General features: G+C 54.4%; 9 protein-coding genes. 2 read left to right on the top strand and 7 right to left on the bottom strand.

Going from position 1 to position 14,567, the window contains the following annotated elements:
• Positions 1–16: 16 nt before the first annotated feature.
• Entirely contained in the window at positions 17–1,480 is a 1,464-nt protein-coding gene (gene cls / locus JFC11_RS15095) for a cardiolipin synthase (RefSeq protein ID WP_095604507.1), read from the top strand.
• Positions 1,481–1,583: 103 nt separating this feature from the next.
• Positions 1,584–2,612: a linear amide C-N hydrolase gene (locus JFC11_RS15090; protein WP_038478135.1), complete on the top strand. Its 1,029-nt coding sequence runs from the start codon at positions 1,584–1,586 to the stop codon at positions 2,610–2,612.
• A 201-nt stretch (positions 2,613–2,813) separates the two neighbouring features.
• On the opposite strand, the gene gad is transcribed toward JFC11_RS15090, so the two are convergent.
• The 7 genes from gad to metE form a co-directional block, all read right to left on the bottom strand.
• Positions 2,814–4,193: a glutamate decarboxylase gene (gene gad, locus JFC11_RS15085; RefSeq protein WP_120386361.1), complete on the bottom strand. Its 1,380-nt coding sequence runs from the start codon at positions 4,191–4,193 to the stop codon at positions 2,814–2,816.
• Positions 4,194–4,463: 270 nt separating this feature from the next.
• A complete protein-coding gene (locus JFC11_RS15080; protein WP_198349872.1) occupies positions 4,464–6,407 on the bottom strand; it encodes an aspartate:alanine exchanger family transporter in 1,944 nt (647 codons plus the stop codon).
• A gap of 295 nt (positions 6,408–6,702) precedes the next feature.
• On the bottom strand, positions 6,703–8,244 hold the full coding sequence (locus JFC11_RS15075) for a TolC family protein (RefSeq protein WP_198349871.1): 1,542 nt from the start codon (positions 8,242–8,244) through the stop codon (positions 6,703–6,705).
• Positions 8,241–10,046 carry an FUSC family protein gene (locus tag JFC11_RS15070; RefSeq protein WP_198349870.1) on the bottom strand — a complete coding sequence of 602 codons (1,806 nt, stop codon included), beginning with the start codon at positions 10,044–10,046 and terminating at the stop codon, positions 8,241–8,243. The genes JFC11_RS15075 and JFC11_RS15070 overlap by 4 nt, the downstream gene beginning before the upstream one ends.
• A complete protein-coding gene (locus JFC11_RS15065; RefSeq protein ID WP_095604502.1) occupies positions 10,039–11,142 on the bottom strand; it encodes an HlyD family efflux transporter periplasmic adaptor subunit in 1,104 nt (367 codons plus the stop codon). The genes JFC11_RS15070 and JFC11_RS15065 overlap by 8 nt, the downstream gene beginning before the upstream one ends.
• A complete protein-coding gene (locus JFC11_RS19025) occupies positions 11,139–11,339 on the bottom strand; it encodes a YtcA family lipoprotein (RefSeq protein WP_231658498.1) in 201 nt (66 codons plus the stop codon). Before JFC11_RS19025 ends, JFC11_RS15065 begins: the two co-directional genes overlap by 4 nt.
• Positions 11,340–12,198: 859 nt before the next feature.
• The gene (gene metE, locus JFC11_RS15055) at positions 12,199–14,496 is read right to left on the bottom strand and encodes a 5-methyltetrahydropteroyltriglutamate--homocysteine S-methyltransferase (protein WP_198349869.1); all 2,298 of its coding nucleotides are present in this window, start codon (positions 14,494–14,496) and stop codon (positions 12,199–12,201) included.
• Positions 14,497–14,567: the final 71 nt, after the last annotated feature.

Raw genomic sequence — 14,567 nt, 5'->3', positions numbered from 1 at the left:
AGGAAGCACACTTTTAATGAATGGCATTAGCGACTCTACCGTTCTCACTGCGCTCAGCGCTGCATTGCACCTGGTGATTCAGTGGCTGCTGATCATCCGCGTTCTACTTAAACCGCACCGCGACCCTAGGGCCAGACTGACCTGGATAGTGGTCATCATCGCCCTACCTATCGTTGGCATCATTACCTATTTACTACTCGGTGAGACTAACATCGGCAACAAACGCGCCAAACGGATGCGTGAGGTACTTGCGCAAACATCAACACCAGAGACCACTCTTGGTGTTGATTCAACCAACCTCGCACCGCAGATTCCGGCGCACTATCAGCACTTGTTTCAGGTGGGCTATTCCATCAGCGGGTTCGAGCCGGTCGGTGGCAACCACGCAAAAGTACTAAAAGACTCCAACGCCGTCATTGATGCACTTGTTGCCGATATTGACGCTGCACAAGATCACGTCCATCTACTATTTTACATCTGGTTGACCGATAACAACGGCCTCAAAGTTGCCCAGGCGCTGATGCGAGCAGCCACGCGCGGCGTTGCCTGCCGAGCGATGGCAGATGACCTTGGTGCGCGCGCCATGATCCACTCCAAGCACTGGCGGGCGATGCAAGCTGCTGGCGTCCAACTTGCACGCGCCCTGCCTATTGGCAATCCGATCTTGCGCATGCTTGGCGGCCGTATCGATTTGCGCAACCACCGCAAAATTGTCGTCATTGATGACCACATTACCTACTGCGGTAGCCAGAATTGCGCTGATCCTGAGTTTCGGGTCAAGGCGAAGTATGCGCCCTGGGTCGATCTTATGATTCGCTTTGAAGGGCCAATCGCACGCCAAAATCAGCATCTGTTCATCAGCGACTGGATGTCGCATGTCAACGACGATATCCGTGCCCTGCTGCACCGCCCCCTCCCCGCCACTCGGCCTGGCATATGTACACAGGTAATCGGCACCGGCCCCACCGTGCGCTACTCGGCCATGCCTGAGATGTTCGAGGCCTTGATTTACAGCGCCCGCCGAAGCCTAGTTATCACTACACCCTACTATGTGCCGGACGAACCTCTACAGGCCGCGCTCTGCGCCAGCGCACGTCGCGGCGTGGAGACTCTTATTATCTTTCCTCAACGCAATGACAGCCGCATAGTAGCCGCTGCTAGCCGCAGCTACTACGCCGAACTACTCACCGCCGGCGTAAAAATTTATGAGTATGTCGGTGGCCTGTTGCACACCAAGTCGCTCACCCTGGATGGTGAGATCAGTCTTATCGGCTCCGCCAACATGGACCGGCGCAGCTTCGAACTCAACTATGAGAACAATATCCTGGCCTACGACTCAGAGCTGGCCCAACAGATCCACCAACGTCAGCAGCACTACCTCAACAGCTCGGTGCGCGTTGACCCCAATGAGGTTGCAAACTGGCCCCGCCACCGCCGATTAATCAATAATACCGTCGCGATGCTGGGGCCGATCCTTTGAACTAAGCGGCCAGAAAGTGATTTATACTGCTGATATACGAAGAGAATAATGTCAGACCTATTCTGGCAGTATGTTGGTTGCAACTTAGCGAAAGGAGAGCCGTATGTGCACGCGAGTAGTTTGGCCGGACGCCAACGGAGCCGTCATCGTTGGCCGTAACATGGACTTTCACAAAGACCTGATGACCAACCTATGGACGCAGCCGAAAGGCATCACACGCGACGACGGGGTGCAGGGAGCGCTGACATGGACATCGAAGTACGGGAGCGTCGTTGCGACAGCCTTCGACATGATTTCAGTCGACGGTCTGAATGAGGCTGGCTTGGCTGGTCACGTACTATGGCTTGCAGAGTCAGACTACGGCAACCCAGAAGACAGTCGCACTCAGCTGAGTCAGGCCATCTGGATGCAGTACTTCCTCGACAACTACGCCACCGTCGCAGAAGCCGTCGAGTGGATTGAAACTTCAGACGTTCAAGTCGTCCAGATGATGGATCCTACCGGAGGGGCACCGCCGGCAATCCACCTAGCACTCGATGACGCCACCGGCGATTCGTGCATCATCGAGTATAGCGAGGGGAAACCCAAGGTTTACCATAGCCGCGATTACCGAGTGATGACAAACTCACCCACGTACGACCAGCAACTCGAGCTAGTCCAAACCATCAGCGGACTTGGCGGCGACCAGCCCATTCCTGGGTCGACACTAGCAAGCGACAGATTCGCTCGTGCTGCATACTACGTGAGCCGTCTCGATCAGCCCCAGACGCAGCTACAGGCCATCGCGGCTATGTTTAGTGTCATCCGCAATGTCGCCCAACCGTTCCGTATCCCAGATCCCGGCAAACCTGATGCATCCCAGACGCTTTGGCAGACTGTCACCGACCTAACTAATCGGCGCTACGTCTTCGAATCGACCACCCGCCCCAACATTGTCTGGGTAGACCTGAGTGACCTCAACCTAGCCGAGGGAGCCCCCCAGCTGAAGCTAGACCTCGTGAATGAACTAACTGTCGAGTGTGGCATTGCTGGCGAAGTAAGCGACAAATTCGTCGACACCGGCACATTGAAATTTCTCACTATCGAGCGCGAAAGGCAGCTAATTGCAGCTGCAACACAGGCTAAACAGTAGACCATCAAGCTTGGCATGCCGTTGAAGACATGCAGGTCTTCAACATGGGTCTACTGAATGCTCTTTTTCAGTCACCTGCATGCCAGGTTTTACGCTGAAGCGGATCCGCAGAACATCTGCGGTCCGCATCATAGATAGTGTATTCAATAATTAGCAGGCTTCGACAGCAGCACAAAGCACCAGAGCTATAGAATGGTGCATTCAGTGATGGAACCCTGAAGCATCCTCTTCTGCCAAAGGAACCTTTTTGGGATGGGCCGCAATATGCGACAATGCTGCTTTCATATCATCAATAAGTAGCGCGCATAAATCCCCGCTGACGCCGTTGCGCACAAGAATTCGCTGAATCGCCTGATCTTCACAATGGGTTGGCAGTGTATAAGCTGGCACCTGCCAGCCACGTACCCGCAAACGGTCGGCAAGATCAAAAAGTGTAAAGCCAGGATCACTGCCGTCCTTCAGCTTCCATGAGACCGCAGGGATACCACGGCTGCGTTCTCCGTCGAAAACAATCTCGAACGGCCCCAATGCGGCGATCTCAGCGGCGAGGAACGCCGCGCTGTCATAACAGGCTCCGTGCACCTTTTCGTAGCCTTCGCGGCCGAGCCGGACAAAGTTGTAGTATTGGCAAACAATCTGACCACCAGGCCGCGAGAAATTAAGCGCAATGTCCTTCATGTTACCGCCCAGATAATTGACCCAAAAGATCATTTCCTCAGGCAGGTCGCTTTCCTGGCGCCATAGTACCCATCCGACACCGAGCGGCGCTAGGCCGAACTTGTGGCCTGACGCGTTGATCGAGCGCACCCGCGGAAGGCGAAAATCCCATTCAAGATCCGGTGCGCAGAATGGCGCTAAAAATCCTCCGCTGGCACCATCCACATGAATTGGGATATCAAGACCGGTATCGCGCTCCAACTGATCGAGCGCGTCGCTGACAGCTTTTACAGGCTCATACTCGCCTGTAAAGGTCACACCGAGGGTCGGAACCACGCCAATTGTGTTCTCGTCGCAGTATTTCAGAACTTCCTCGGGGGTCATCAGCAGCCGTCCCTGCTCCATCGGGATCTCACGATGTTCGACATCCCAGTAGCGGGTAAATTTGTGCCAGCAAACTTGTACTGGGCCAGTCACGAGGTTGGGCTTGTCAGTTGGCTTACCATCCGCACGGCGCCTGGCCTCCCAGCGGCGTTTCATGGCTAGCCCACCTAGCATTGCGGCTTCGCTAGAGCCTGTCGTCGAACACCCCGTCGCAGGCCCTTCGGGCGCATTCCAGAGATCAGCCAACATACGTACGCAGCGTGCTTCAATCTCGGCAGTCTGTGGATATTCGTCCTTGTCGATCATATTCTTATCGATGCAGGCATCCATCAGCTCATGCACTTCGGGCTCCTCCCAAGTCTGGCAGAAGGTCGCGAGGTTCTGGCGTGCATTACCGTCCAGCATCAATTCGTCGCGCACGGCAGCGCAGACCCAGCGTGGTGCTTGCTCATCATCGGGGAACCCGGATTTGGGAAGTGGCTTCGCCAACGTGCTGGATCCGTAGATTTCATCATTCATGTTTCGGGAACGATTTGTCATTGCTCATCTCCACTCTATGGTAGTGGCCACGCCTCCGGCGTCGCTCGGCGCAGGCAAAATCAGGCAGGTTTTGCCTTTCTCCAGGGTTTCACTTGATTGCTCAACAGGGGATCGAGTTCGCTAAGCGCAGCTCCGAATAACTGCCCTCTTAGCCGGGATAATCGAGAGTGATGCTGCGAGGCAGTCAACATAGTTCATGAGATGAGCCACTATCCGCACGGATAGCTCGGTTGTCTCGGCCGTTCCCGCGAATTACGTATAGTAGACATGTCAAGACAAGATCTGCGCGATGTAGCCACCGACAAGGGCAAGCACCGTCGTTATGGCGTAGGATACAGGGAAAGGCACCGCAGCCACTTGGCTTTTAGACTGTTCAAGCACCGCATTCAAGCTTGGCGTCGAGTTGCGCCCGCCCGCGCATGCGCCTGCGTTGATCACAGAGTTCAGTTTGAAGAATTTGTCAGCAACGAAAAAGGCTACCACTACCGGCAGAAGGGCCGCTATGGTACCTATCAGGGCGAGCCAGATGACCGTGTCGCCGCCTAGCGCCGAAATTATTTTCGGCCCAGTATTCGCGCCCAGCACGGCGACGAATACATTAAGGCCGATATCCTGCAAAAAACTGCGCGCACCTTCAGATACCGGCCCGCCAAATTGCGGGTTGCGACTACGTAAATATGCAACGATGATACCGGCAAGTAGGCAGCCAGCCGAAGTGCCGAGTGCGAAGGGAATGCCTGCGATCGTGACACTCAACGTCCCTGCGATGAAGCCGACTACCATGGCGATCGCCATATACATGACTTCAGTCGTCGCAAGGGTCTGCTCTGTAATAACCCTGCTGCCCAGGGCCTTTCCCGCCCGTTCGATACAACTGTCTGGCCCGGTAAGGCGCACTACATCACCCACGCGAATATCGGTTTGCGGCCCGATAGGAATCTCTTGCCCCGCCCGAAAAATCGCGATCAGACGAAGACCATAGGCCAGCGAGGTCCTTGCAAGCTCCTCAATAGTCTTGCCAGCAATCTCGGAGGACGATACTGCGATATCTGCAGACTCAATGGTTATATCTCGAGCAACCGGATCGTCTACCTCTGGACCGACCTCGTTGCCGTGTAGAATCATGTCGTGCACATCCGCGCGCACAGTTACGATGTCGCCTTTGCGAATTGTCGGGTTATTGAGCGCATCGATTACCTGACCATCACGCTCTACACGAAGAATTGGGGCCTGAGGATGGGCCTCAAAAAGCTCATTAACGCTCTTTCCGACTAGGTTTTCGTTCTCGACCTTATAGGCACGGATATCGAACGGCATGTAGCCGAGCAGGAACGCATGCGGTGTGCCCGGAAGCGGATGGGTGCCTGAACCAGCAAAGGCGTCTTCAGCCTTTTTCGCATCTGCGGCAGGGTCGTGCCCAAACATCGCGGGCAGATAGCGCATTAGCAAGATGATTCCGACGCTCGACAAGATATAGCTGACGGCATAGCCCGCCGCCATATTGGCCCCAATCTCATCGGCGGTCATGCCCGGAGGTACCGTTGCCGAGCCGCTTTGCACGGCTGATTCCGCGACACCAAGGACGGCTGTAATCGTGTAACTGCCCGAAATCAGGCCAGCCGCAAAGCCTGATTCAAGCCCGACAAGATGCGCGCCGCCAACGCAAATCACCCAGTTCAGTGCCCAGATAATCACCCCGCAAACAATCGCCGCCAAACCACCGGATTTCAGACCAGCAAAGAATTTGGGGCCTACCCCGAGCCCCAGTGCATACATGAAGAGCGACAGGAAGATGGTCGCGACGATGCCCGGGATCGCATAAGTCATATTAAAAGCGATTTGCGCCGTCATCGAGATCACGACGGCGACAAGTAGCGTGCTGGCAGTTGAACCAAGAGAAATAGGACCGAACTTGAGTCGCCCGAGAGGATATCCGATGGCAAGCGCAAGCAAAATAAATACCCATTGCTGCGCGTCAAGGAAGGCAAAGACACCTTCGATACCACGCTCCGTTACCGGCTCGATGAATTCGAAGACGCTGCCGAGGGCCCGCTCACTCGCCTGCTCAAAGGTTCGTAGGGTTCCGCTCTCTGCTGTTCCTGCTCCCTCAGCTTGCGCGTGCGTGGCAATGCCTAAGGCGAGTAGTCCAGCGACCAAAAGCACACTAAATCTGGCGCTTATTGAGGCACTTAGCAAAAAAGAAGAGTTGCGCATGTCGCTCCCTCGCTCTTGAAACAAACTCACCTTAGGCTTCGGTCAACTAATCACACTGCTACAAACCTGTCAACATATTAGGTTCTACAGACAATCATCTCGATATGATGAAACTGCCGCTTTCGGCGTTAGTGCAATGGGTGTTGTCATGGCGTACAGCTATTATGCCTTTACCGATGAATTTTTTTATTTTTGGCATGATAGATATGAGGTCATCCGTATCGACCTCTATTGCCTGAGATGAAGGCATAGATGAAAGTACAAGGCGGGTGGGCGCCGTTGCATTTGATTCACGTCACAATCCGGCCGGAACATCGCTGTTAGTGAGACGACCGGTCGCAAAGGCAAGAGCTGTCGCGGCAGCGAAGGTGTCGGCAAAGGCTTGCTCATGGATTAAACGGACGTCGTTTAGACCGATTTTTGACTGACTGACTTCAGACAGCGACGCGAGGCCATTTTCGTAAAGTCCAAGCGCAGTTTCATAGGTTTCTCGCCCAGCCTCAAGCAGTGGACCGGAGGCCGTGTAGGCAGCTAGGCTGCTGTGCAGCAGACTGTAGGCTTCAACGATCTCCTGTGCAGCCAAATTGCGGATCTCAAGAAGATCCTGTTCAGCAGCTTCAGCCTGCATGCGGGCCTGCCGCTTCTGAGTCTGGCGTAGTCCGCCGTCAAAAAGGGGCATGGTGAAAACAACGCCAGCTACGGCCTCGTCAAGCGTCCTATTCATTGAGGCACTCCCGTCGAAGCGACTATCACTGAGGCTCACTCCCCCAATTGCTCGCCCAACTTCAGCCACCGCCGCGATCTTTGGCCTAGATGACGCTGCCACTAGGTTCACTTCTGAACGGGCTGCTCGGACCCGAGCCAACGCTGCCTGAATATCGGGCCGCTGAGCCAGTGATTTCTCGATCAGCTCGTCGAGCGGCATAGGCACCTCTTCCGGCAGTTGCCTATCTGAGAGCTCCGCTACCCCTATTGTGGTTGCTGGTGAGAGGCCCATGGCGTGCATCAACGCCGTCCGCTTGTTTTCCTCTCGACTCTCGGCCAGCGTCAAATCGAACTGGGCTCGAGCCTCGATCTGTCGTGCCTGGGCGACTTCAGCCCTGATAGCCAAGCCTTCTCGAAGTCTGCCTTCAGCAACTCTGCGCAAAGTTCGGGCGTCCTCCACCCGCTCTCGGTCGATGCGTGTTTCCGCACGTGCTGCAGAGTATTGAAAATAGGCCTCGCTGACTTCGAAGATGACCCTTTGGTGGGCACCGTGGAAAGCGATATTGCCACCGATGGCTACCTGCTCAGCAATCTCCATAGCGGCATCTCGCGCACCGAAGTCGAACAGCAGCCATTCTACGGTAAGGTTAGGTATCACATGGTAACCTGTCGCTGTCAGACGCCCTGTTCCGATTCCAAGCTCGGGAATTGCCTGTTCGGGACGTGATACCGTTTCGTAACCCGCTAGCACATTGGCTGACAGCTGTGGCAAATAGGAGGCCTCGACAACATTCACGGCAAGAGCCGCTTCACGGGCACGCAGCCAAGCAGCGCGGGTAGCGGGCTTGGTACGCTGGGCGATGTCGATCAGCTCCGGTAAGGTGTAAATTCGCTCCGAGTCGATAGCGACAGACAGTTCGTCCGTGAGCTGCTGACTGACGAGGGTGGATACCTGATCATCTGCCCGCGATAGATCGGCGGGTAGGGAAAAATCCATGGCACCGGTTGCCGTTTGCGCCAACCCCAGGGGTGTCGAGGCGTCGGGTGATGTTGCATGGGGTGGATGCTGTGCGCAGCCCGCTGTCGCAGCACAGATCGCGGCAAGCACTATTCGATGAAGTTCAACTCTCATTCACTTTCCCCTGTCAGTATCCCTACCAGAACTCGTGCGCGTTTGTAGACGTTATCACCTGCATCATTTAAATCTAAAACTGCCGACGTGTGTTCAGTGGTTGCCTCTAAAGCGGCCGCGAGTGGAGCTGCATTCTTCACGCTAATCAATGGCAATAGTCGTGCTAATTCATCGATTGCCGCAAGTCGCCGGACACCTTCGCCCTGTTCCCTGGCAATTGGCCCAGCCCACTCGAATCGCATAACTTCCTGAGCATGGTGTGCAGCACCAATATGTCGGTACATGTCATCAAGACGATCCTCGCCGCGTAGTACCTCGGCCATTACCACAAGCGCGGCGTCGACCTCGCTATCACGGGTATCTTTTGCACTCTCCGGCCAGACCAACGAAAACACCAGCCCCATGATGCCGATGCCCACGAGAATGCCAAGTACGCGATAGCCCGCGTCTGAGAGATTGTAGTTCGGTCCAAAGTCCAGTGGTGATCCGGGCAGCACGCAGATGAAAAAGGCGAGTGCCATCTGAAAGCCAGCATACTGCACTCGGTACGACCCCGTCGCTACCCAACCAGCGATCAGGCTACCCGCGGCGATGAGCAGGAAAAGGTGACCCGGATCATCCAAGTGTGGCATCACGAAGACAACGGCGAAGGCTCCCATCGCTGCCCCAATCAGGCAGCCAATGATACGCAAGATGCTCTTATGGAACGTTTCGCCGGAGGTTCCCAGCGCTACCACAAAACAGGTGACCATCGCCGTGTGGATCTCAAACAACCCGATGCTGGTGTACAAGGCATAGGTCAGAAAGACAGCAAGCAACACCTTGAGCGCAAACTGGATATAAATAGGATTCTCGAAAGCATCTGGCTTCAAAAATCCACTCTTAGCCTCAGATGATGTGGGTACAGTTACAGTAGCGACATTTCGAGCGGCAACGAAGGTACGGACGGCATCGGCAACTAAACCACCACCCTCAGGCAAGGGCGGCGACGAGCCCTCTTCAGCCAACCGGCGCAGCAAGGGAGCCAGTTCGGGCTCGGGTCGGCCTGCGGCAGTCGCCGCCTGGGCTGTAGCGAGCAAATTGAAGCTCGCCGCTAGCTCCGCGACGAGTCGGTCGTGTTCCTCTTTCGACACCAGAGCAAGCAGGCGTGCCATACCAGCATGCTTTTCCGCCACTTCGTTGCCTTCCCGTAGTAATCGGTCGGTCGGGGTAGGATCTCCTCCTTCGGAGAGGCGCGCCGTCTCGCGTAGCAGTTCGCGCACCCGCTCACGCACCAATCGCAGTGGGCTGCGGCCAACAAACACGTTAAGAGCCACCAGCAGTACCATCGGCACGAAGACCACCATCCATACCCAGGCCAGGCCACGCAGTACCAATTCTGGCATAGATATGTAGTCGTAGAACGTCAGGATAAATACGATAATGAACCCTAGTAGACCGGCGGGTTCACCCAGCTTGCTAGCCCGAGCCAGCCACATAAAGCCGAAAGTGACCGCGCCCATCATCGCTAACCGCAATGCAGGCGCATCGGCAACGAACATCATAAGCAGGATGCTCAAAGCTATGATGACGGTCGCCGCAAGGATCAGGCCGACACCAATGCCGATGTTCTCGCCCGCATTGTCTCGATACATCAGGAAAATCAGATAGCAGGAGAGCAACGCCAATGGCACCTGCAGGGTCATTGCAACAACCGCTGTCAGTCCGCACAGCAAAGCAATGTGCAGCGTCATCTCCAAACGCCCATCATAGGGGCGCAGGTCGTCGATAACCGCCCGCAACATGCTGGCGTGGCTACTCATGCTCTTCAGCCGAATGGATAATGACGGAAGCGGAGGCACCAACGCGCATAAGCTCTTCGGGTGGCTCTTCGAGACGGATGGTCACAGGGAAGCGCTGCGCGACCCGAACCCAGTCTACTGAGCTATCTATAATCGGTAGCCCGAGAACACTGATAGTATCAGTGGTTCGAACCCCGTAGCCAAGGCTCTGGATACGACCACTCAGCCGCTGCGTCGGCGCCGACATTACAAAGACATCGACGGGCGCACCGACCCGGATGCGTGGTAATTCGGTTTCACGAAACAGGGCCGTGACCACCCAGTCTTCGGTATCGATGAGCGAGAACAGCGAAACACCGGTCACCACATACGTACCAACACCTAGGTCAAGCCCAGTGATGCGGCCCGAGATGGGGGCTCGCACTTCGGTCCTTCGTAATTCGCGTTCGGCCAGCGCCAGATTGGTTCGTGCTAGATCCACTTGGGACTCAGGGGCATCGAGGGTCCCTATCATCGTTTGCGCCGCCAGTTGCTGACTTAATGACTCGTCGAGCGAGATCAAAGCATCCCCGTGAACCGTGCGCGCAGTATCAACTTGCTGGGCGGTCACCATGCCACGTGGTAGCAGGTTTTCAAGTCGCTGAAGCGACTGACGGGTGAGGTCAACGTGATTGCGGGCGCGATCAATCTGACGACTGGCAATCTCAGCGTTGGTCTGCTGGACGGAGAGCAAACGCCCCCCCGTCTCGAGTTCGGCTTCGGCAGTGCGTAGCATCGCGCGCGCCTGTTCCACACGAAGCTCATAAGGCTCTGGATCAATACGAAACAGTAAATCTCCAGCTTCTACGAAGACGTTATCCTCGACAAACACCTCTACGACAGGCCCCGGCACGTTGGTCGATATTGGCACGATCGTGGCACTCACCGCAGCATGGTCAGTACGCAAGTTGGTGCCACGCTGCATGGCCGCAAAGACGATAGCAACAATGGCACTAGCAATCAGCGCGAAGCCAATGGCCCGCGCGACAAATATCCGCATACCCGGTTCGCGTTGAACCGGTATGTCTTTCGGGTTATTCATATCGCTCGGGTTACTTTTATCGTTCTGGTTACTCATATTGTCAGTGCTCCAGTCCAGAGCGCCCAGATCATGATACCGCTAAAAATTGCTGCGCTAAGGTAGGTCAACGGCGACATCGGTAGGTGCTCGTGCAGCCCAACTCGAATGAACAGCAGCCGTAGGATGACCGAGCAAATAACACCGAGCAGGGCTGCAATCAGCCAGACTGGGAAGAACGATCCGTACAGGGACATTGTTGGCGAATGCGCATGCATAGAGCACCCCGCAAGTATCATTGGTGTCAGAAAGGTTGCTAACCTAGGAAGAAGCGAGCAACCTTCCCCACCCTTCAAGAGCCTGCGGCCGAAAGCAGCCAGAATCATTGCCTCACCTCTTTAGATGTTTGATATTCCTGAACGTAGCCTCGGACTATAGCCTGCACCGAACGGCCAATGGCGAATAAAAGAAAGATAAAGACGATTAACCAGATCTGCGGCAAGATGTTTGTGCCGAACAGAATGTCAACGAGTAAAGTACCGGTCACAGTGGCGGAGTTGAAGCCACCCTTTTTTGGCTCCACTCCAATAGGCGCCAGCGAGTGTAAGCAAAATCGGTCGCTTTTGATGCTCGCTAGACCTTTCCAAAATCCAGCTCCCATATCGCATGTTCCCTTTTGTTATTTGGAAGCGATCGAGTTTTCGATTAGCTCACCAGCGGCGATAATAGATGCTTATCTTATAATATAAAATCCCCTGAGTCCTTGAACCTGACACGAAACCATATGTAACTGTCAACCTTTAAGGTTCAACAGCAGAGCTTAATAAGAGAATAGCGAGTAGTTGCAGCAAGGGCTGGGGATTACATCTTTTATTACCACTTTGAGTGCATCAATAAACTAAAAAGCCTGAGTCCTGTGCCATGGACGCAGGCCTTGAGCATCAACTGAGCAAACCACCCTGCTATTAAAGGGCAGTTCATTACACAACGAGGCTTAATTTAAAAACTCTAGAGGGGTCTAAATTAGATAGAGAGGCCTGCGTTAGATAGTGCCAACACAGACATCTCTAGTGAGCGGCCAATTAATATAGCCCCTATCTTTTTATTACTCTTGTTTTACCCATAACGCTGACGCAGTTGATTGGCAGCTTCCACCATATTCGCCAACGCAGGCTCCACTTCTGCCCAGCCACGGGTTTTCAGACCACAATCAGGGTTCACCCATAGCCGCTCGGCAGGGATTTTCTCTAGCGCTTTTTCCATCAGCGCCACCATCCACGCAACATCCGGAATGTTGGGTGTGTGGATATCATAAACCCCTGGCCCAATTTCGTTCGGGTATGCAAAATCCTGGAAAGCGTACAGCAACTCCATATCGGAGCGTGAGGTTTCAATAGTAATCACATCCGCGTCTAGCGCAGCAATGGCACCAATGATGTCGTTAAACTCCGAATAGCACATATGGGTATGAATTTGGGTGCTATCTTTAACGCCAGCAGCGCTTAGCTGGAAGCTTTCCACCGCCCAAGCTAAATAGTCTTGCCACTCGTGCTGGCGCAGTGGTAAGCCTTCACGTAGCGCAGGCTCGTCAATTTGAATGATCCGAATACCGGCTTTTTCCAAATCCAATACTTCGTCACGCAGCGCCAGGGCGATCTGGCGGCAGGTGGTTGCGCGAGGTTGATCATCACGCACAAACGACCACTGCAAAATCGTCACTGGCCCTGTCAGCATGCCTTTCATGGGCTTATCCGTGAGCGATTGGGCATATTCGCTCCACTTCACTGTCATTGGTACTGGTCGGGTGACATCACCAAAAATAATCGGTGGTTTCACACAACGAGAGCCATAACTTTGTACCCAGCCAAAGCGCGTAAAGGCAAAGCCTTCTAACTGCTCACCAAAGTACTCCACCATGTCATTACGTTCAGCCTCACCATGGACAGGCACATCAAGCCCTAGTGCTTGCTGGCGCTCTACGACGAAGGCAATTTCTTCACGCATGCGGGCTTCATAATCCGTTTGGCTCAGTTCACCGGCTTTAAATGCCCGACGAGCAGCGCGTATCTCATCTGTTTGTGGAAAAGAGCCAATGGTGGTGGTGGGAAACAGCGGTAACACAAGCGCTCTGCGCTGTGTTGCTGCGCGGGCAACATAAGGTGATTGGCGCTGGCTCTCTTGAGGCGTTATTGCTGCTAGACGTGAGCTGACAGCAGGCTGATGAATTCGGGTTGATTCCCGACGCTTATCCAGAGCATATGTTGCCTCGCTCACCCGCTGCTCATCAATGGGCGTTGTTCGGTTATCAATGAGCCGAGCGAGGGTCACCACCTCATCTAGTTTTTGCCGAGCAAATGCTAGCCAGCCCACCAGCTCGCTATCTAGCTCGGTTTCTTGGGACAAGTCTACCGGCACGTGCAGCAACGAACAGCTGGGCGCCAGCCATAACCGCTGCCCTAAACGCACTTTTAAGGGCAGCAAACGCTCACGTAGGGCTGCCAAATCAGCACGCCAAATATTACGGCCATCGACTAAGCCAATTGAAAGCACTTGATGAGGGCTTAAACGATCAATCACGCTCTCTACCTGGCCCGGCGCACGCACAGCATCAATATGCAACCCAGCCACTGGCAGGCGAGTGGTTAGCGAAAGGTTATCACCCAGCGCACCAAAGTAAGTGGCAACGAGTAACTTCAGCGGCGCCGATTGCAGGCGATGATAGGCGCGCTCATACGCTTGCTGCCATGCCAACGGCAAGTCTTGCACCAAAGCAGGCTCGTCAAGCTGCACCCACTCAATACCTTGAGTGGCTAAGCGTGCCAGAATTTCGCTATACACATCTACTACACTGTCTAGCAGGCTCAGCCGGTCAAACTCACTACCTTTAGCCTTACCCAGCCATAGCCAAGTAAGTGGGCCGGTTAGCGTCACTTTCGGCGTAAAGCCTGCCTGTAAAGCTTCATCTACTTCATTAAATAAGCGGTCAGACGCTAGCGTAAACGTCTGCCCCTCATGCAGCTCAGGCACTAAGTAGTGATAGTTAGTATCAAAGTACTTGGTCATTTCGCAAGCAACTGCGGGGGTCCCGCTAGGGGCACGGCCACGGGCCATGCGAAACGCGGTATCCAAATCAACGTTGCCTGCGCTAATTTCGTGCTGAGCATTAAAACGCGCGGGCACCGCTCCCAGCATGACGGAAACATTAAGTACCTGGTCATAAAATGCAAAATCGCCAACACTGATAAAGTCGAGTCCTGCATTTTGTTGGATCTGCCAATGAGAAAGCCTGAGCGCCTGACCTGTTGCTTCAAGGTCTCCCCGTGATATATCTCCTTTCCAATAGGCTTCGGTGGCTTTTTTAAGTTCGCGCTGAGCGCCAATTCGGGGATAGCCGAGAATATGAGAAACTGTCATGATGAAACCTTTCAACGTGAATGATTTCGCACAGTCTGCTCACCCCATAAAGATGAATCAAACTAAAGTTT

The sequence above is a fragment of the Vreelandella alkaliphila genome, from assembly GCF_016107625.1.
Taxonomy (GTDB): Bacteria; Pseudomonadota; Gammaproteobacteria; order Pseudomonadales; family Halomonadaceae; genus Vreelandella; species Vreelandella alkaliphila.
This window is presented reverse-complemented; position numbering and strand designations above follow the sequence as displayed.